Source organism: Falsiroseomonas bella, assembly GCF_003173615.1.
GTDB classification, from domain to species: Bacteria; Pseudomonadota; Alphaproteobacteria; order Acetobacterales; family Acetobacteraceae; genus Falsiroseomonas; species Falsiroseomonas bella.
In genome coordinates, this window is record NZ_QGNA01000002.1 from 482,419 (window position 1) to 499,869 (window position 17,451).

A 17,451-nucleotide genomic window follows, 5' to 3' on the forward strand; every position below is an offset into this window, starting at 1 on the left:
CTACTCCATCCACACCCGCAGCCAATGCAACCCGCCGAGCACCACCAGCGTCGCCACGACGGCCAGCGCCGCCGCGGTAACCCAGCGGTCCAGTCCCTTCTTGCCGCGCCCTATCAGCCCTAGCCGCCGCTGCTGCGCCGCGACCTGCGGCATGCGCTGCTCGCGCCAGCGCAGCCCCATCGCGATCAGCACCGTGAGGACGACGACGATGAGGACGGAGGCCTTCACCATCGCGGGTCAGAGCACCTCGACCCGGAAGCTCTCGATCACCGTGTTGGCCAGCAGCCGCCGCGCCATCTCCTCGGCCGCAGCCTTGGCCTTTGCGGCGTCGGTCTCTGCGAGCTCGAGCTCGATCACCTTGCCCGCGCGCACCTCGCCGACGCCGGCGAAGCCGAGGCCCTCCAGCGCATGGCCGATCGCCTTGCCCTGGGGATCCAGCACGCCGGCCTTGGGCATCACGTAAACGCGCGCCTTCACTGCACCGTCTCCGGCCCCTTCATGTCGCGCACGCCGGCCTCGGGCAGGATGCCGAGGCGCCGCGCCACTTCCTGGTAGCCTTCCTCGACCTTGCCGAGGTCGCGGCGGAAGCGGTCCTTGTCCATCTTCTCGCCCGTCTTGGCGTCCCACAGGCGGCAATTGTCCGGGCTGATCTCATCGGCCAGGACGATGCGCATGTCCTCGTTCTCCCACAGCCGGCCGAACTCCAGCTTGAAGTCCACCAGCGTGATGCCGACGCCGAGGAAGAGGCCCGAGAGGAAGTCGTTCACGCGCAGCGTCAGCGCGACGATGTCGTCGATGTCCTGCGTGGACGCCCAGCCGAAGCAGGTGATGTGCTCCTCGCTCACCATCGGATCGCCGAGCTGGTCGTTCTTGTAGTAGAATTCGATGATCGAGCGCGGCAGCCGCGTGCCTTCCTGGATGCCGAGGCGCGTTGAGAGGCTGCCGGCGGCCACGTTCCGCACCACCACCTCCAGCGGGATGATCTCCACCTCGCGGATCAGCTGCTCGCGCATGTTGAGGCGGCGGATGAAGTGGTTGGGCACGCCGATCTCGTTCAGCCGCGTCATCAGGTATTCGCTGATGCGGTTGTTCAGCACGCCCTTGCCCGTGATGGTGCCCTTCTTCTGGGCGTTGAAGGCGGTGGCATCGTCCTTGAAATATTGCACGAGGGTGCCGGGCTCCGGACCCTCGAAGAGGATCTTCGCCTTGCCCTCATAGACCTGCCGGCGGCGCGCCATGGGTGGGGAACTCCTGTCTCTGCCGCGCGCCCGGGCCCCGGAAGCGTCCGGGCGGGCGCGCGAGGCCGCGGGGCGCGCGCCCCGGGGAAACCGCCTGGGATATAGCAGGCCCCGCACCAAGCCGCCACGCCGGGGGCGGGGAGGGGCCATGCGCGGGCTGGCCGCCCGCCTCAGAAGGCGTCGGCCAGGATGCTTGCCACCACGCCCGTCGCCACGGCGATCAGCACAAGCGAGGTGCCGACCAGCGCATACTCGTAGCCCGGCCGGACCGGCAGAAGGCGCAGCAGGTCCGGGGGCAGGGCTCGCCGGGCGATGCCGGGCGGCAGCGGCTTGCCCTGTGCCAGCCGGTTGCGCATCCCAGGCGGCAGGGGCTGCGCAACGAAGCCGGGATTGCCGCCGAGCCAGAGCCGGATGGTGTCGCGCTCGCCCGTGCCGAGGCTCGCCGGCGGCCCGCCGCGGCCGGCCGAGCCGCCACCCTGGCCGCGCCCGCCATTCCCCTGGCTGCCGCGCCCCGGCGGCGGCCCGCCGCCTTGCCCCTGGCCGCGTCCCTGCCCCTGTCCGCGCCCCTCGGGCTGCGCATGGGCCGCCACGGGTGCCAGAAAGAGCAAGGCCAGCAGGGACAGGCGTCGCGGGAAGGTCACGCTCGGTTCTCCGACTCCACCGGCGCGAATCGGCCCGGCGCCGGGCGGCCGGCACTGAAATGCCAGCCGAGCGCGCCCCCGGCATCGACGGCCAGCAGGCTGCTGCACACGGTGCCGAATCCGCCCACCGGCGGCACGTTCAACGCGCCGCCGAGGCCCTCGTCGCCGAAGCCGTCATCAGCCAGCAGCGCCTCCCATCCCGCCCAGTCGCCCCGGCCCGGATCGGGCGGGGCCGCGGCGCGGAAGCGGGGCAGGTGGCGGGCGATGCGCGGACTCGAGCGGTCGTTCGGCTCATGGGCGGTGACCATGCTGATCCCCGCGCCGAGCGGCGCCGCCTCCGGTCGGCCCTCTCCCAGGCCGCGCAGGAAAAAGGCCGAGCCGGCGTCGGCCACGACCATGTTGAAGGGGCGCCAGGCGCCACCGTCGAGCGCGGTGATTGCGGCGGCGGCAGCCTCGGCCGAGCTCTCCTCAAGGGCGAGCAGCGGCAACTCTCCCCGTGAGCGTTTGCCAGGCGCCGGCCCCAGGCTGCCGGGGCGGTTCAGCACCGCGGCGATCACGCCGCGCCGCGCCGCCATCCAGGTGCCGCCGCCCATGCGGTCGAGGCCCCCGACCAGGCCCGGATGCCCGGGCCAGTGCGCCGCCGGCGGGTCCCAGGGGCGGTCGAGGCGCTCGTCGCGGTTGGCGCCCAGGATCAGCGGCCAGGCGTGGCCGGGCCGGCGCAGCAGGATCACGGTGCACATGCGCCGATCCTGCCAGCGTCAGGCCGCGGCGGAAGCCCCGGCGCCTCAGAACCGGAAGTACAATCCCACCCCCGGCGGCGGAGGCGGCGGCGGGTAGTAGTAGCGCGGCGGCGGGTAATAGACGCGCGGTGGCGGGTAGTAGGCCCGCGGTGGCGGCGCGTACCAGCCATAGGCAGGCGGAGGGCCGCGCCAGCGGCGCGCGGGCGGTCCGGGCACCCAGCGCGGCGCCGGGTCCACCCAGTAGCCATGCGCCGGGCGGGCATCGCGGCCCTTCCGGCCATCGGCCATCGCCGGCGCGGCTACGCCAAGCGCCATGGCGCCGGTCGCGGCGAGCAGCAGCAGCCTCCTCAGGAACGGCATCGCGGCGCTTCTCCTCCTCGAGGCCGGACCATGCGCGTCAGCCATGGCGAGAGCGGGGCAGCGACGCCGCATCGCTGCCACGTGCCGGTCACGCTTCGGCGAGGACGCGCGCGAAGATCGCCTCCACCTGGCCGAAATCGCGTGCCGGATCCATCGCCACGCGCAGCGCCTCGGCATCGAGCCGTGCGGCGACATCCGCATCCGCGAGCAGGTTCGTGGCGAAGTCGCGCGCCTCCGGCGTGCCGAGTGCATTCCAGGTCGCCATCGCCGCGCGCTGCACGGCGGCATAGGCGGACTCGCGGCTCATTCCTGCCTGTGTCAGTGCCAGCAGCACCTTCTGCGAATGCACCACGCCGCCGAGCGATTCGAGATTCGCCTGCATCCGCTTCGGATACACCGTCAGCTTCGCCATCATCCCCGCCGCGCGATGCAGCGCGAAGTCGAGCGTGACGGTCGCATCCGGCCCGATCATCCGCTCCACGCTGGAATGGCTGATGTCGCGCTCGTGCCACAGCGCCACGTTCTCCATCGCGGGCACGACATAGCCGCGCACGATGCGCGCAAGGCCGGTGAGGTTCTCGCTCAGCACCGGGTTGCGCTTGTGCGGCATCGCGGAGGAGCCCTTCTGGCCCGGGTGGAAATACTCCTCCGCCTCGCGCACCTCGCTGCGCTGCAGGTGGCGCACTTCCGTCGCCAGCCGCTCGATACCCGAGGCGACGACGCCGAGCGCCGCGAAGAAGGCGGCGTGCCTGTCGCGCGGGATCACCTGCGTGCTGACCGGCTCCACTGCGAGGCCGAGCTTCCGCGCCACATGCGCCTCCACGCGCGGATCCACGCTCGCGAAGGTGCCGACGGGGCCGCTGATCGCGCAGGTCGCGACCTCCCGCCGCGCGGCGAGCAGCCTGTCGCGGTTGCGGCGGAACTCGGCCCAGTGGCCCAGCAGCTTCAGCCCGAAGCTGGTCGGCTCGGCATGGATGCCGTGGCTGCGGCCGATGGTCGGCGTGTGCTTGTGCTCGATCGCGCGCGCGCGCAGCGCCTCGAGCAGCGCATCCACGCCGCCGATCAGCAGGTCCGCCGCCTGCGTCATCTGCACGGCAAGGCAGGTGTCGAGCACGTCGCTGCTCGTCATGCCCTGGTGCATGAAGCGCGCGTCATCCCCGATCCCCTCGCCGAGCCAGGTGAGGAAGGCGATCACGTCATGGCGAGTCTCGCGCTCGATCGCATCGATCCGGTCGAGGTCCGCCTGGCTCATCGCCGCGACGCGCGGCGCGCCGCCTTCGCGGATGGCACGCGCCGCGGATGCCGGGATCGTTCCGAGTTCCGCCATCGCCTCGGCGGCGAGCGCCTCGATCTCGAACCAGATGCGGAAGCGGTTCTCGGGGGACCAGATCGCCGCCATCTCGGGTCGGCTGTAGCGGGGGATCATCGGAGAGGTCCGTGCGTTGCGGAAGCCGCGATCGGCTTGTGCGCGTCTTCGCGCGGCCGGACGGCAGTTGACAAGCCTGCGCCGTCGATCCTCATGTCCCGCTTGTAAGGTCGGGACGTCAGGCTGCCAAATCATGGATTTTTCTTCATTCGGTCCTCAGCTCGAGGCGCTTCTGACGGTGTTGTTCATCGACATCGTCCTGGCTGGCGACAACGCGGTCGTCGTCGGCATGGCGGCGGCCGGGCTGCCTCCTGAACAGCGGAAGAAGGCGATCTTCTGGGGCATCGTGGCGGCGACGGTGATGCGCATCGCCTTCGCCTCCGTGACGATCCAGCTGCTGCAGATCGTGGGCCTCGTCTTCGTCGGCGGCCTGCTGCTGCTCTGGGTCTGCTGGAAGATGTATCGCGAACTGCGCGAAGGCGGGGACCACAACCCGTCCGAGACGACCGAGATGGCCGATGGGGTCGCCGCGCTTGACGGCGGCGCCCCGCAGGCGCCCCGCAAGACGCTGCGCCAGGCCGTCACGCAGATCCTCGTCGCCGACCTCTCGATGAGCCTGGACAACGTGCTGGCCGTGGCCGGCGCCTCCAAGGACCATCCCTACATCATGGCCTTCGGCCTGATCTTCTCGGTGGTGCTGATGGGCGTTGCCGCGACCTTCATCGCCAAGCTGCTCGCGAAGCATCGCTGGATCGGCTGGCTCGGTCTTCTGCTGATCCTCTACGTCTCCCTGCAGATGATCTACGAAGGCACCTTCGACATCGCGAACAACGTGCCGCACGCCTATGGCTACCTGTTCCTGCCGCTGGGCTGGATGGCGATCCCCGCGGGCGTCGGCACCTTCCCGATCGGGCTCTGGGCCCTCGCCACGTTGTTCCAGGTGATCGTGCTGACCATGGTGGCGACGGTGGTGGCCGACCTGACCAAGCAGTTGCTGCGGCGGCGCTCATGATGGCCCGCACCGCAGCCCTGTTCGGCCTGGTGCTGCTCGCCGGCGGCTGCGCGCAGCAGGGCGGCGGCATCGCCGAGGGCCTGTCCGGCCGGCCGTCCCTGGAAGCCGCCGCGGCGCGCCTGCCGGCGACGGTTGCGGGCTTCGCGCGCGGCGACGCGGTCTGGCATGAGAGGGCGCGGCCTGGCCAGGGCGTGGCGGTGGACTATGCGGGCCCGTCGCGCGCGGCCGTGGCGACGGTGAGCCTCTACGACCGGGCACAGGGCCCCGTGTCCTCGCAGCCGGGCGATCCGCGCGTGGCGCAAGAGTTCTCGAACGCCGTGGCCGAGGTGCTGGCTCAGGCCGACCGGCGCACCAGCCAGATCATGGCCGAGCGGGGCCGGTCGCAACTGGCGGTGCCCGGCGGCGCGCCGCTGTCCTGCGCGCGGCTCGAAGGCACCTATGGGCGGCAGCAGGTCGGCACGCTGGTCTGCCTTGGCGCGGCGGCAGGCCGGTTCCTGAAGGTGCAGGTGACCTCGCCCGCCCGCCCCCTGCTTCCGGTGGATCCCGAACCCTTCGTGATCGGCATCGCCCAGGCGGCCCGCGGCTGAGGGCGGTCCGTGCTGCGGCTGCGACGCTTCGGGACCGGGTGCACGAAGGTTCGACATCCTTTCTCCGTCTGGCCTGACGGCCGAAAGATGCGCGCGGCCAGCGGCATTAGGGTCATCCCCTAGCGCCAGAACCAGCCTGCTCGGGCCACCGTTCGGGTGGGATGCAGAGCCACCCGCATCCGCCTGCGCACCCCGGACGCAAGGCCGATCTCCTCAAGCGGCTGCGCGGCTGCCCGGCCGCATGGCGGCATGGCGGTGCCGCGACGGGTGCCACGGCGCTGGCGCTGCTCCCCGTCTTCGGGTTGCCGGTGACGCCCGCGGGCCAGCCTTTCCTGCCGGTGCTGGCGATCATCTCGGCCGCCTTCCTGTTCGGCTACGGCAGCGCGGCCGCGGCCGCGCTCGCGGCCTCCCTGGTCGCGGCGTTGCTGATGCTGGCTGATGGCGGGTTCAGCGGGGCGGATGCGCCACGTGCCGCCCTGTCGCTTCTCGCCTTCCTCATGGTGGCGTTCGGCATGGCGGCGGCGGCAGAGGCGATGCGGGGCATCTTCGCCTTGATGGACGGAGCCGACGAACGGCGTCGTGCCGGCATCGCCGTGCCGGCCGCGGCACCCTCGGCGAGGATGCAGGCCTTGCGGCTGCTCACGCTCTCGCCCGAGGAGCGACGCGCCGTCCCGCGTCCCCGCTGACGGTTGGGGCGGCCGCTATCGGCCTTCGAGCCGCCTCAGCCCAGCTCGCGGATCAGTTCGCGGACCCGCGACGCGGCTGCCGCGCCCTTGAGCGAGTCGCGCCAGGCGGCCTCCGCCACCCGCTGATGTGCCGCGACCGCCTCGTCCGCCGCGGTGATGGAGCCCACGCCGATGCCACCCTGCGGCGGCGTGTCCGGGGTGAAGGGCGAGGCGACGACATGCGCGCGGTCGCGGCCGCGCAGCACGATGAAGCCGCCCGCGGGCTCGACGGCGGAAGCCAGCCCGATCTGCACGCCGATGGGCACGCTTTCCATCATGGCGGCGATCGACTCCGCCTCGGTCCGGGCAGCGGCGAGGCAGCGCTGGCGGGTGCGTTCCGGCACCGGCAAGCCGGCGGCGACGCCGTCCCGCAGCATGCGCAGCAGGGCGCCTTCGCCGAGGATGGCCGTGATGGTCGGGCGCCGCGCCTGGTGCAGCTTCTTGCGGGCCGTCAGCAGCCCGAGCATCTGGTCGGTCGCGGCGCGGGCCGCGACGCGATCGGTGGAGGCATCGGCCGCCTCGGTCCAGGCTTCGGCCACTGCGCCGTCATAGGCGTCCGTCGTGGTCTGGTAGCAGACGGCGCCGCCGACCATGAGGATCTGGTCGGCGCCTTCCTCGATCTGCCGCAGGCGTTCCTGGAAGGCGATCGGCCGGCTGAAATACTCGACGCCGATCCCGAGCAGCGACAGGGGCGAAATCTTCAGCAGCTCGGCCAGGCGCCGGATCGTGTCCAGCTTGATGACCTCGCCCTTCTCATACCGGTAGAGGGCGGCGCGGGACACGCCGAGGCGCGCGGCGATCTCTTCCGCACGCAGGCCGCTCTCCAGACGGTAGGCCCGCAACTGCTGGCCAATGTCGGCAAAGCGCATGCAATCCCCCGTAGGTCGCTCAATGTGACTACAACCGATGATCGGGAGACGTATCTCACAACCTGGTTGCGCGCATAATTTTGCGGGACGCCATGGAGGAATGCAACATCCAAATCCGGCATCGCGCCCGGATAAGGACGAGGGCGGACCCGGATCGCAACAATTGATCCGGCGGGCTACACGTATTGCGCGAGTGATGGAACGGGCGGCAACCGTGCTGGCGTGCCGCCCGGGTTCTGACTGTCAGGCGTCCGGGGCGACCTTGTGCGCGGCCATCGCCTCCAGCGCCTTCACCAGCCCGGAATGGTCCCAGCCCTTTCCGCCCAGCGCGGCGCAGGCGGCGAAGAGCTGCTGGGTCGAGGCCGTGTTCGGCAGCGCCACGCCGAGCTCCTTGCCGGACTGCAGCGCCAGGTTGAGGTCCTTCTGGTGCAGCTCGATCCGGAAGCCGGGATTGAAGGTGCGCTTGATCATGCGCTCCCCGTGCAGTTCCAGGATGCGGGAGGTGGCGAGGCCGCCCATCAGCGCCTGGCGCACCTTGGCCGGGTCGGCGCCGGCCTTGGAGGCGAAGACCATCGCCTCGGCCACCGCCTCGATCGTCAGGGCGACGATGATCTGGTTGGCGACCTTGCAGGTCTGCCCTGCGCCGTTCTCCGTGCCGACCAGGGTGATGTTCTTGCCCATCTTCTCGAACACCGGCAGGGCGCGGTCGAAGGCGGCCTGCGGGCCGCCGACCATGATCGTCAGCGCCGCGTTCTTCGCGCCGACCTCGCCGCCGGAGACGGGCGCGTCGAGATAGTCGCAGTCGAGCGCGTTGATCTTCTGCGCGAAGGCCTTGGTCGCGGTCGGGCTGATCGAGGACATGTCGATCACCAGCTTGCCCTGCGACAGGCCCTCCGCGACGCCGTTCGCGCCGAACAGCACGGCTTCGACATCGGGGGTGTCGGGGACCATCAGGATGATGATGTCGGCCGCCTGGGCGACGGCCTTCGGGCTGGCGGCGACCGTGAAGTTGGCGCGGTCCTCGGCGGTGAGCGACTTGCGCTCGACCACGGTGACGTCGTGGCCGGCGGCCTTGAGATGACCCGCCATGGGGCGGCCCATGATGCCGAGGCCGATGAAGCCGATCTTGGACATGGTCTGTCCTTTCGCTGCGATGTTGGTCGGGCCCCCACCCCGACCCTCCCCGCTGCGCGGGGGAGGGAGCCACGCCGGCGGGGCAGGGCGGGCGTTACTTGTAGGGGGCGAACCAGGCGAGGCCGGCGACGGTCTCGCCCGCGGGGCGGTATTCGCAGCCGATCCAGCCGCGGAAGCCGAGTTCGTCGATCTTCTTGAACACGAAGGGCCAGTTGACCTCGCCGGTGCCGGGCTCGTTGCGGCCGGGATTGTCGGCCACCTGCATGTGCGCGATCAGCGGCAGGTGCTTCTCCACGCGCTTGACCAGGTCGCCCTCGGTGATCTGGCAGTGATAGAGGTCGAACTGCATTCCGACCTTCTCGGGTCCGACGGCGTTGATGATCGCCGCGGCCTGGTCCGTGGTGTTGAGGAAGAAGCCGGGGATGTCCCGGTGGTTGATCGGCTCGATCACGCATTTCACGCCGGCCGGCGCCGCCTGCTCCGCCGCCCAGGCGAGGTTTTCGGCCAGCGTCGCGGTCATGGTGTCATGCGCCATGCCGGCGGGCTTGAGGCCGGACATGACATGGATGCGCGGGCAGGACAGCGCCGCGGCGTAGTCCAGCGCCTTGCGGAAACCCTCGCGGAACTCGGCCTTGCGGTCGGGCAGGGCGGCGGTGCCGCGCTCGCCCGCGCCCCAGTCGCCGGGCGGCGCGTTGAACAGCACCTGCTGCAGCCCGGCCGCCTTCAGCCGCGCCGCGATCTCGGCCGCGGGATGCTCGTAGGGGAAGAGGAATTCCACCGCCTTGAACCCGGCCTGCGCGGCGGCGTCGAAGCGTTCCAGGAACGGCTTTTCGGAAAACATCATGGACAGGTTGGCGGCGAAGCGCGGCATCCTGGCGTCCCTCTCCTTGCGTGCCCGGTCATGCCCCGCGAGCCGGTGGCAGGCAAGACGGCCGGATGCGCGCCAGGCCGGCTTCGGCTAAGCCGGGCCCTGACGAGGATGACCGCCGATGCAGCATGATCCGATCCGACCGGCCCAGGTGATCGGGCTGCTGGCCCTGCTGATGCTCGGCATCGGCTGCTTCCTGGTGCTGCGGCCCTTCATCTCCGCGCTGCTCTGGGCGGTGATCCTGGCCTACACGACCTGGCCGGCCTTCGCGCTGCTGCGCGACAAGGCGCGCCTTTCGCCGGGCTGGGCGGCGCTGGTGATGGTGCTGGCCGAGTTCCTGCTGATCGGCCTGCCGATTGCCTTCGCCGCGCCGACCAGCCGCGAGGATGTGGAGGCCTTGCGCTCGGGCCTCGAGCTGGTGCTGACGGAGGGGCTGCCGAACGCGGTCCGCTTCCTCGGCACCATCCCCTTCATCGGGCCCTGGCTCGCGGATTGGGGCGCGGGGCTGGATGCCACGCTCACCGGCCTGTTCGACGCGCTGCGCCCCTATGCCGGCACCTTGGCGCAGGGCGCGCTGGCCGTGCTGCTGACCGTCCTGTCGGGCATCGCGGAGCTGTTGCTGGCGATCTTCCTGGCCTTCTTCTTCTATCGCGACGGCCCGGCCATCGCGCGCCATTCCGAACGCCTCATGGAGAAACTTGCCGGCCCGCGGGCGCGCCACCTGGTTGACCTGACCGGCAATGTCACGCGCGGCGTGGTCTACGGTCTGCTCGGCACAGCCGTGGTGCAGGGGGCGATGACCACATTCGGCTTCTGGATCGCCGGGGTGCCGCAGCCTGTGCTGCTCGGCGTGGTGGCGGGGGTGATCTCCATCCTGCCGGTCGGCGCGCCGCTGATCTGGGTGCCGGCGACGATCTGGCTGTTCGTCCAGGGGGAATGGGGCTGGGGGCTGTTCATGGCGGTCTATGGCGCCGGCGGTATCTCCTCGGTGGACAACGTCATCCGACCCTGGCTGATCAGCCGCGGCGCGGACCTGCCGCTGCTGCTGACGCTGCTCGGTGCCATCGGCGGCGTGCTGGCCTTCGGAATCCTTGGGCTTTTCCTAGGCCCAGTGCTGCTCGCGGTCGGGTATTCGCTGATCAGGGACTGGGCAGAGGAGCCGTCCCGGCCGGCCGGGACGGCCTGATTCCGGTCTTTTCGGCCGGGGCGCGGCGGGATATGGACCCCGCTTCGGTCCGATGCGGGCGGGACGACCCGCGCGGCGACCGGGGGAGATCCGACGGGATGCGACGATTGGGACTGGCGGCCGCGGCCGCCCTTCTGGCCCTGGGTATCGGGGCGGCCGATGCGCGAACGGTGCGCTGGTCGGCTTCGGGCGATCCGAACACCATGGACCCGCACAGCCAGAACCTCGGCACCGTGACCATGGTGCTGCAGCAGATCTACGACCCGCTGATCCACCGCAACGCGGACCTGACGCTGCGTCCGGGCCTCGCGCTGTCCTGGACGCAGGTGGAGCCCAACCGCTGGCGCTTCGTGCTGCGCCAGGGCGTGAAGTTCCACGAGGGCGAGGACTTCACGGCCGACGACGTGGTGTTCTCCATCACGCGCGCGCTGCAGCCGACCTCGAACTACGGGATCTTCGTGGATTCGGTGGACCGCGCCGAGAAGGTGGACGACTTCACGGTGGACGTGATCACCAAGCGGCCGGACCCGATCCTGCCGAACAAGTTCGCCTCCGTGTACATCATGTCGAAGTCCTGGTCGGAGCGGCACAACGCGACGCGCCCGCAGAACACCCGCCAGCGCGAAGAGATGCACACGGTCCGCGCCACCAACGGCACCGGCGCCTTCCGCCTTGCCTCGCGCGAGCCGGACGTGCGCACCGTGCTGCGGCGCAACGACGCCTGGTTCGGCTGGAACGAGCCGGGCCAGACGCCGGGCAATGTCACGGAGATCGTCTACCGCCCGATCGGCTCGGATGCGACGCGCATCGCGGCGCTGCTCTCGGGCGAGGTGGACTTCGTGCTCGACCCGCCGCTGCAGGACCTGACGCGGCTGCGCAACGCCGGCAACATCCGCGTGCTGGAGGGGCCGGAGGTCCGCACGATCTTTCTCGCGATGGACGTGAACCGCGACGAGCTGCTCTACAGCGACGTGCGCGGCCGCAACCCGCTGAAGGACCTGCGGGTTCGCCAGGCGCTGTACCACGCGATCGACATCCAGGCGATCCACCGCACGACGATGCGCGGGCAGAGCATCGTGACCGGCACCTTCTTCCCGCCGCAGGTCAATGGCTACACCGAGGCCGAGGATGTGCGCCTGCCCTACGATCCGGCGCGCGCCCGCGCGCTGCTGGCCGAGGCCGGCTTCCCGAACGGCTTCGGCGTGACGCTCGACTGCCCGAACAACCGCTACATCAACGACGAGCAGATCTGCCAGGCGATCGCCGCGATGTGGACGCGCGTGGGCGTGCGCACCTCGGTCAAGGCGCAGCCGCTCGGGCCGTTCTTCGCGCAGATCCAGCGCGACGACACCTCGATCTACCTGCTGGGCTGGGGCGTGCCGACGCTCGACGCGCTCTATTCGTTCCAGTCGCTGCTGGCGACCCGCAACGGCGCGCAGGGCGACGGCATCTGGAACTACGGGCGCTATTCCAACCCGCGCATGGACGCGCTGGTCGAGCGGATGAAGACGCAGTCCGGCGAGGCGCGCATGGAAGCGATCCGCGAGGCGCTGCGCATCTACCGCGAAGACGTGCCGCACATCCCGCTGCACCACCAGATGATCCCCTGGGCGATGCGCAACAACATCACCATCCCGCATGCGGCGAACAACCAGCCCTATTTCCGCTGGATGGTCGTGAACTGAACCGTCTTTGACCGCGCCGGCAGCCAGCCGCCACACCAACACTGGCTGCCGGCGCGGATGGAACCCTGATGCCCGCTTTCATCATCTCCCGCGTGCTGCAGGCCCTGCCCGTGATGCTCGCGGTCGCGCTGATCTCCTTTGCGATGTTCGCCTATGTCGGCGATCCGGTCGCGATCATGCTCGGCCAGGACTACACGCAGGCGCAGCGCGACGCGCTGATCCGGGACCTTGGTCTCGATCAGCCCTTCTTCGTGCAGTTCGGCACCTTCCTGCTGAACGCCGTGCAGGGCGAATTCGGCCTGTCCTACCGCTTGTCCCGCCCGGTGATCGAGCTGATCGCGGAGCGCGCGCCGGCGACCCTGGAGCTTGCCCTGACCGCGGCCTTCCTCGCCCTGCTGGTCGGCGTGCCGATGGGCATCTACACCGGGCTCTACCGCAATTCCTGGCTGAGCCGCTTCTTCCTGACCTTCTCGCTGATCGGCGTGTCGCTGCCGACCTTCCTGATCGGCATCCTGCTGATCCTCTGCTTCTCGGTCTGGCTCGGCTGGCTGCCCTCCTTCGGGCGTGGCGACACGGTGCAGCTCGGCTGGTGGAGCACCGGCTTCCTGACGGCCTCGGGCCTGAAGGCGCTGATCCTGCCCTCCATCACGCTCGGCCTGTTCCAGATGACGCTGATCATGCGCCTGGTGCGGGCGGAGATGCTGGAGGTGCTGCGCACCGACTACATCAAGTTCGCCCGCGCGCGCGGCCTGACCAACCGCGCCGTCAACTTCGGCCATGCGCTGAAGAACACGCTGGTGCCGGTGATCACCATCACCGGGCTGCAGCTTGGCGCGATCATCGCCTTCGCCATCGTCACGGAGACGGTGTTCCAGTGGCCCGGCATGGGCCTGCTGTTCATCCAGAGCGTGGGCGCCGCCGACATCCCGGTCATGGCGGCCTACCTGATCCTGATCGCGGCGCTGTTCGTGACGATCAACCTTATCGTGGACCTGCTGTATTTCGCCGTGGACCCCAGGCTGCGCGTCGGCGGCGCGAAGGGGCACTGAGATGAACGCCGTAGCCCGCTTCTTCGACTCCGACCTCTGGTGGAGCTTCACCCGCAACCCGATCACGGTGATCTCCGCGATCGTCGCAGCGATCTGCATCGGCGGCGCGGTGCTCGCGCCCTGGATCGCGCCGCACAACCCGTTCGACCTGGCCAGCCTGCAATTGCTGGACGCTTTCAAGCCGCCGGCCTGGTCGCCCGAGGGCGACCCGAACTACCTGCTCGGCACCGACGACCAGGGGCGCGACGTGCTCTCCGCCATCATGTACGGCGCGCGCGTGTCGCTGCTGGTTGGCTTCCTGGCGGTAGTCATGTCCGTCGTGCTCGGCGTCTCCGCCGGGCTGGCGGCGGGCTATCTCGGTGGCACCGTGGACGCGGTGCTGATGCGCATCGCCGACATCAAGCTCACCTTCCCCACCATCCTGATCGCGCTGCTGATCGACGGCGTCACCCGCGCCGCCCTGCCGCGCGACGTGCATGACCAGATCGCCCTCTATGTCGTGATCTTCGCCATCGGCTTTTCCAACTGGCCGAGCTTCGCGCGCACCGTGCGTGGCTCGACCATGGTGGAGCGCAACAAGGAGTACGTGCAGGCGGCGCGGGTGATCGGGCTTGGCCGCGGGCGCATCATGGTCACGCATGTGCTGCCCAACGTGCTCGGGCCGGTGCTGGTGATCGCGACGCTGCAGCTCGGCTTCGCGATCCTCGCGGAGGCGACGCTCTCCTTCCTCGGCGTCGGCGTGCCGCCGACCCAGCCCTCGCTCGGCACGCTGATCAGGATCGGCAACGACTTCCTGTTCTCGGGCGAGTGGTGGATCACCATCTTTCCGGGCATCGCGCTGATCGTGCTGGTGCTGAGCGTGAACCTGCTGGGCGACTGGCTGCGCGACGCGCTGAATCCGAAGCTGCGGTGAGCATGTCCAACACCCAACCGCTCCTCGAGGTCCGCAACCTGCGCGTGGAATTCCCCACGCGGCGCGGCACGCTGGTCGCGCTCGACGACGTCTCCTTCGAGATCCAGCCGGGCGAGGTGCTGGGCGTCGTCGGCGAATCCGGCGCCGGCAAGTCCATGACCGGCGCGGCCATCATCGGCCTGCTGGAGCCGCCCGGCCGCATCGCCGGCGGGCAGATCCTGCTGAACGGCCGCCGCATCGACAACCTGCCCTACAAGGAGATGCGCACCGTCCGGGGGCGGGAGATCGGCGCGATCTTCCAGGACCCGCTGACCACGCTGAACCCGCTCTACACCGTCGGCCGGCAGCTGGTGGAGACGATGACCACCCACCTGCCCATCGGCCCCGGTGAGGCGCGGAAGAAGGCGATCGAGTGGCTGGAACTGGTCGGCATCCCCGCCGCCGCGCAGCGCATCGACAGCTACCCGCACGAATTCTCGGGCGGGATGCGCCAGCGCGTGGTGATCGCGCTCGCGCTCTGCGCCGAGCCGAAGCTGATCGTGGCGGACGAGCCGACCACCGCGCTCGATGTCAGCATCCAGGCGCAGGTCATCGCGCTGCTGAAGACGCTGGCGCGGGAGAAGGGCACCTCCATGATGCTCGTCACCCACGACATGGGCGTGATCGCCGAGACGGCCGACCGCGTCGCGGTGATGTATGCCGGGCGCATCGCGGAGATCGGCGCGGTGCGGCAGGTGGTGAAGCACCCCTCGCACCCCTACACGATCGGCCTGATGGGCTCGATCCCGCCGATCACCCACCGGCTGGAGCGGATGCAGCAGATCGAGGGTTCAATGCCGCGCCTTTCCGCCATCCCGCGCGGCTGCGCCTACAACCCGCGCTGCCCGCAGGTCTTCGCGCGCTGCCGCGAGGAGCGCCCGGAGCTGACTCCGGCCGGAGAGACGCGGGCGTCGTGCTGGCTCTACGACGCGGAGAGCGAGCAGCAGGTGCTGCGGGCCGGCGCGCATGCCTGACGCCATGACCGCACCGGCGATGCTGGAGACGCGCGACCTCGCGCGCTTCTTCGACGTCTCCCGCCCGCTGATCCAGCGCGTGCTGGCCGGCGAAGGCAAGCGCATGCTGCGCGCGGTGGACGGCGTCTCCTTTGCCATCCCGAAGGGCAAGACGCTGTCGCTGGTCGGCGAGTCCGGCTGCGGCAAGTCCACCGTCGCGCGTCTGGTCGTCGGGCTCTACGGGCCGACGCGCGGCGAGGTGATCTTCGACGGGCAGGACCTGGCACAGGCCCGCTCCAACGCCGCGCAGCGGCGCCGGATGCAGATGATCTTCCAGGACCCCTACGCCTCGCTCAATCCGCGCTGGCGCGTGCGGGAGATCATCTCCGAGCCCATCCGTGCCTTCGGCCTCCTGTCCGACCGCGGCCAGATCGAAGCGCGGGTGGGACAGCTGCTGACCCAGGTCGGCCTCTCGCCGCTCGACGGCCAGAAATACCCGCATGAATTCTCGGGCGGCCAGCGGCAGCGCATCTCCATCGCGCGCGCGCTGTCCTCCAACCCGGAATTCCTGGTCTGCGACGAGCCGACCAGCGCGCTCGACGTCTCCGTGCAGGCGCAGATCCTGAACCTGATGAAGGATTTGCAGCGGGAACTCGGGCTTACCTACCTCTTCATCAGCCACAACCTGGCGGTGGTGCGGCAGGTCAGCGATCGGGTGGGCGTGATGTATCTCGGGCGCCTCGTGGAGAACGCGCCGGCGGAGACGCTCTTCACCACGCCGCGGCACCCTTACACGCGCGCGCTGATGGAGGCGATCCCGGACCTCGACATGACGGGGCGCCAGCGCATCCCGGTCGGCGGCGAGGTCCCGAGTCCGATCAGCCCACCTTCCGGCTGCCCCTTCCATCCGCGCTGCCCCCTGGCCAATGACCGTTGCAAGGCGGAACGGCCGGAGCTGATGCCGGCGCGCGGCACGGCGGAGACGCAGGTCGCCTGCCATGCGGTGGAGGAAGGCCGGGACGGCGGCCCGCAGTTGGAGCCGGCGGCGATGGCGGCGGGCTGAGCGGCCGCAACAGGCCGTTGCATACCGAGACCCATCGCGATCTCGCAACCTGTTACATTCCCTCCACGCGGAGCGGCATGGGGCCGCGCCGCATGGAGGATTGTTCGTTTGGCCCTGCGCCGTTCGGCTCTGGCGTCCCTGGTCCTTGCCGGCGCGATGCTGGGTAAGCGTTGCCCCGAGGCCCTTCTTGCGACGGCCTGCTGAGGGTTGAGAGGAAGGCCATCGCGGAGGTGGAGCGATGGCGAGAGGAGTGGCTGGCACTGGTGCCAGCATCGGTGCTGGCACCGTGGCGTCGGAGCGGGTCGAGATCATCACCCGCGGCGAGGGCCGGCGGCGCTTCAGCGCGGAGGAGAAGGTCCGGCTGGTGGCGGAGACGCTGCGGCCCGGCGAGACGGTGACGGCGGTGTCGCGGCGGCACGGCATCTGCACGAGCCTGCTGCATCGCTGGCGGCGTGCCGCACGGGGCGAGGTACCGACCCGGCGGAAGGCGAGGCCGCAACTGCTGCCGGTGCGCGTCGTGGCGCCCGATGCGCCGCCGCTGCAACCCAAGCCCGCGCCCGTTCCTGGCATCGCGCCGGGCTCGATCGAGGTGGTGCTGCGCAACGGGCGGATGCTGCGGGTTGCGGCCACGACGGATGCCGAGGCGGTCGCGCGTCTCGCGGCGGCGCTGGAGGCGTGATCGGCCCGCCGCCGGGCGTGCGGGTCTGGCTGGCTGCCGGCCCGACCGACATGCGCCAGGGCTTCGACGGGCTGGCGCGGCTGGTGCAGGAGGTGCTGGGGCGGGACCCGTTCAGCGGCCACGTCTTTGCGTTCCGTGGCAGGCGCGGTCACCTGGTGAAGCTGCTGTTCTGGGACGGCCAGGGCCTGTGCCTCTACGCCAAGCGCCTTGAGCGCGGGAAGTTCGTCTGGCCCGCTGCGCAGGGTGGCGTGGTGTCGCTGACGCCGGCGCAGCTGTCGATGCTGCTGGAAGGGATCGACTGGCGGATGCCGGCCTGGACGGCGCGGCCCGAGGTCGCGGGATAG

General features: G+C 70.4%; 20 protein-coding genes and 1 pseudogene. 11 read left to right on the forward strand and 10 right to left on the reverse strand.

Annotation, left to right across the window (positions count from 1 at the left end):
- The 7 genes from DFH01_RS10600 to purB form a co-directional block, all read right to left on the reverse strand.
- Positions 1-231: a hypothetical protein gene (locus DFH01_RS10600; protein ID WP_109870402.1), complete on the reverse strand. Its 231-nt coding sequence runs from the start codon at positions 229-231 to the stop codon at positions 1-3.
- A gap of 6 nt (positions 232-237) precedes the next feature.
- On the reverse strand, positions 238-477 hold the full coding sequence (purS, locus tag DFH01_RS10605; protein ID WP_109870403.1) for a phosphoribosylformylglycinamidine synthase subunit PurS: 240 nt from the start codon (positions 475-477) through the stop codon (positions 238-240).
- Positions 474-1,238: a phosphoribosylaminoimidazolesuccinocarboxamide synthase gene (gene purC / locus DFH01_RS10610; RefSeq protein ID WP_109870404.1), complete on the reverse strand. Its 765-nt coding sequence runs from the start codon at positions 1,236-1,238 to the stop codon at positions 474-476. Before purC ends, purS begins: the two co-directional genes overlap by 4 nt.
- Before the next feature lie 170 nt (positions 1,239-1,408).
- Entirely contained in the window at positions 1,409-1,879 is a 471-nt protein-coding gene (locus DFH01_RS10615; RefSeq protein WP_109870405.1) for an anti-virulence regulator CigR family protein, read from the reverse strand.
- Entirely contained in the window at positions 1,876-2,619 is a 744-nt protein-coding gene (locus tag DFH01_RS10620) for an NRDE family protein (protein WP_109870406.1), read from the reverse strand. Before DFH01_RS10620 ends, DFH01_RS10615 begins: the two co-directional genes overlap by 4 nt.
- A 45-nt stretch (positions 2,620-2,664) precedes the next feature.
- A complete protein-coding gene (locus tag DFH01_RS10625; RefSeq protein ID WP_109870407.1) occupies positions 2,665-2,979 on the reverse strand; it encodes a hypothetical protein in 315 nt (104 codons plus the stop codon).
- 88 nt (positions 2,980-3,067) lie between these two features.
- Positions 3,068-4,405, reverse strand: coding sequence for an adenylosuccinate lyase (gene purB / locus DFH01_RS10630; RefSeq protein WP_109870408.1), 1,338 nt, complete (start codon positions 4,403-4,405; stop codon positions 3,068-3,070).
- Between the two features lie 133 nt (positions 4,406-4,538).
- On the opposite strand from purB, the pseudogene DFH01_RS10635 reads away from it, so the two are divergent.
- From DFH01_RS10635 to DFH01_RS10645, 3 genes and pseudogenes are all read left to right on the forward strand, one after another.
- Positions 4,539-5,195 (forward strand): annotated as a pseudogene (locus tag DFH01_RS10635) (TerC family protein); the annotation flags it as partial.
- Positions 5,196-5,356: 161 nt separating this feature from the next.
- Positions 5,357-5,944, forward strand: coding sequence for a hypothetical protein (locus DFH01_RS10640; RefSeq protein WP_109870410.1), 588 nt, complete (start codon positions 5,357-5,359; stop codon positions 5,942-5,944).
- A gap of 161 nt (positions 5,945-6,105) precedes the next feature.
- Positions 6,106-6,630 carry a hypothetical protein gene (locus DFH01_RS10645; protein ID WP_109870411.1) on the forward strand — a complete coding sequence of 175 codons (525 nt, stop codon included), beginning with the start codon at positions 6,106-6,108 and terminating at the stop codon, positions 6,628-6,630.
- A gap of 35 nt (positions 6,631-6,665) precedes the next feature.
- Here the strand turns inward: DFH01_RS10645 and DFH01_RS10650 are convergent, their stop codons facing one another.
- From DFH01_RS10650 to otnI, 3 genes are all read right to left on the reverse strand, one after another.
- Complete coding sequence (locus tag DFH01_RS10650; protein WP_109870412.1) at positions 6,666-7,538, reverse strand: helix-turn-helix domain-containing protein; 873 nt, start codon at positions 7,536-7,538, stop codon at positions 6,666-6,668.
- 243 nt (positions 7,539-7,781) lie between these two features.
- Entirely contained in the window at positions 7,782-8,672 is an 891-nt protein-coding gene (locus tag DFH01_RS10655; RefSeq protein ID WP_109870413.1) for a 2-hydroxy-3-oxopropionate reductase, read from the reverse strand.
- A gap of 94 nt (positions 8,673-8,766) precedes the next feature.
- Positions 8,767-9,543 (reverse strand): 2-oxo-tetronate isomerase, encoded by a 777-nt coding sequence (gene otnI, locus DFH01_RS10660; protein WP_109870414.1) that lies wholly within the window; start codon positions 9,541-9,543, stop codon positions 8,767-8,769.
- A 118-nt stretch (positions 9,544-9,661) separates the two neighbouring features.
- Here otnI and DFH01_RS10665 point away from each other — a divergent pair, with 118 nt between their 5' ends.
- The 8 genes from DFH01_RS10665 (at position 9,662) to tnpB (ending at position 17,451) form a co-directional block, all read left to right on the forward strand.
- The gene (locus tag DFH01_RS10665) at positions 9,662-10,726 is read left to right on the forward strand and encodes an AI-2E family transporter (protein WP_109870415.1); all 1,065 of its coding nucleotides are present in this window, start codon (positions 9,662-9,664) and stop codon (positions 10,724-10,726) included.
- 98 nt (positions 10,727-10,824) lie between these two features.
- On the forward strand, positions 10,825-12,411 hold the full coding sequence (locus tag DFH01_RS10670; protein WP_109870416.1) for an ABC transporter substrate-binding protein: 1,587 nt from the start codon (positions 10,825-10,827) through the stop codon (positions 12,409-12,411).
- Between the two features lie 68 nt (positions 12,412-12,479).
- The gene (locus DFH01_RS10675) at positions 12,480-13,460 is read left to right on the forward strand and encodes an ABC transporter permease (RefSeq protein ID WP_109870417.1); all 981 of its coding nucleotides are present in this window, start codon (positions 12,480-12,482) and stop codon (positions 13,458-13,460) included.
- A 1-nt stretch (position 13,461) separates the two neighbouring features.
- A complete protein-coding gene (locus tag DFH01_RS10680; RefSeq protein ID WP_109870418.1) occupies positions 13,462-14,373 on the forward strand; it encodes an ABC transporter permease in 912 nt (303 codons plus the stop codon).
- Positions 14,374-14,375: 2 nt separating this feature from the next.
- Positions 14,376-15,386, forward strand: coding sequence for an ABC transporter ATP-binding protein (locus tag DFH01_RS10685; RefSeq protein WP_109870419.1), 1,011 nt, complete (start codon positions 14,376-14,378; stop codon positions 15,384-15,386).
- A gap of 4 nt (positions 15,387-15,390) precedes the next feature.
- Positions 15,391-16,428 carry an ABC transporter ATP-binding protein gene (locus DFH01_RS10690; protein WP_109870817.1) on the forward strand — a complete coding sequence of 346 codons (1,038 nt, stop codon included), beginning with the start codon at positions 15,391-15,393 and terminating at the stop codon, positions 16,426-16,428.
- Between the two features lie 250 nt (positions 16,429-16,678).
- Complete coding sequence (gene tnpA / locus DFH01_RS10695) at positions 16,679-17,107, forward strand: IS66-like element accessory protein TnpA (protein WP_158287702.1); 429 nt, start codon at positions 16,679-16,681, stop codon at positions 17,105-17,107.
- Entirely contained in the window at positions 17,104-17,451 is a 348-nt protein-coding gene (gene tnpB, locus DFH01_RS10700; protein WP_109870421.1) for an IS66 family insertion sequence element accessory protein TnpB, read from the forward strand. The genes tnpA and tnpB overlap by 4 nt, the downstream gene beginning before the upstream one ends.

What these genes read in the sequence shown, in the direction of transcription:
- DFH01_RS10690 (WP_109870817.1), top strand. Translation starts at nt 15,391, where the DNA reads ATGACCGCACCGGCGATGCTGGAGACGCGCGACCTCGCGCGCTTCTTC.
- DFH01_RS10640 (WP_109870410.1), top strand. Translation starts at nt 5,357, where the DNA reads ATGGCCCGCACCGCAGCCCTGTTCGGCCTGGTGCTGCTCGCCGGCGGC.
- otnI (WP_109870414.1), bottom strand. Translation starts at nt 9,543, where the DNA reads ATGCCGCGCTTCGCCGCCAACCTGTCCATGATGTTTTCCGAAAAGCCG.
- DFH01_RS10655 (WP_109870413.1), bottom strand. Translation starts at nt 8,672, where the DNA reads ATGTCCAAGATCGGCTTCATCGGCCTCGGCATCATGGGCCGCCCCATG.
- DFH01_RS10625 (WP_109870407.1), bottom strand. Translation starts at nt 2,979, where the DNA reads ATGCCGTTCCTGAGGAGGCTGCTGCTGCTCGCCGCGACCGGCGCCATG.
- purB (WP_109870408.1), bottom strand. Translation starts at nt 4,405, where the DNA reads ATGATCCCCCGCTACAGCCGACCCGAGATGGCGGCGATCTGGTCCCCC.
- DFH01_RS10620 (WP_109870406.1), bottom strand. Translation starts at nt 2,619, where the DNA reads ATGTGCACCGTGATCCTGCTGCGCCGGCCCGGCCACGCCTGGCCGCTG.
- DFH01_RS10665 (WP_109870415.1), top strand. Translation starts at nt 9,662, where the DNA reads ATGCAGCATGATCCGATCCGACCGGCCCAGGTGATCGGGCTGCTGGCC.
- DFH01_RS10680 (WP_109870418.1), top strand. Translation starts at nt 13,462, where the DNA reads ATGAACGCCGTAGCCCGCTTCTTCGACTCCGACCTCTGGTGGAGCTTC.
- DFH01_RS10670 (WP_109870416.1), top strand. Translation starts at nt 10,825, where the DNA reads ATGCGACGATTGGGACTGGCGGCCGCGGCCGCCCTTCTGGCCCTGGGT.
- DFH01_RS10650 (WP_109870412.1), bottom strand. Translation starts at nt 7,538, where the DNA reads ATGCGCTTTGCCGACATTGGCCAGCAGTTGCGGGCCTACCGTCTGGAG.
- DFH01_RS10645 (WP_109870411.1), top strand. Translation starts at nt 6,106, where the DNA reads ATGCAGAGCCACCCGCATCCGCCTGCGCACCCCGGACGCAAGGCCGAT.
- DFH01_RS10675 (WP_109870417.1), top strand. Translation starts at nt 12,480, where the DNA reads ATGCCCGCTTTCATCATCTCCCGCGTGCTGCAGGCCCTGCCCGTGATG.
- DFH01_RS10600 (WP_109870402.1), bottom strand. Translation starts at nt 231, where the DNA reads ATGGTGAAGGCCTCCGTCCTCATCGTCGTCGTCCTCACGGTGCTGATC.
- DFH01_RS10685 (WP_109870419.1), top strand. Translation starts at nt 14,376, where the DNA reads ATGTCCAACACCCAACCGCTCCTCGAGGTCCGCAACCTGCGCGTGGAA.
- purC (WP_109870404.1), bottom strand. Translation starts at nt 1,238, where the DNA reads ATGGCGCGCCGCCGGCAGGTCTATGAGGGCAAGGCGAAGATCCTCTTC.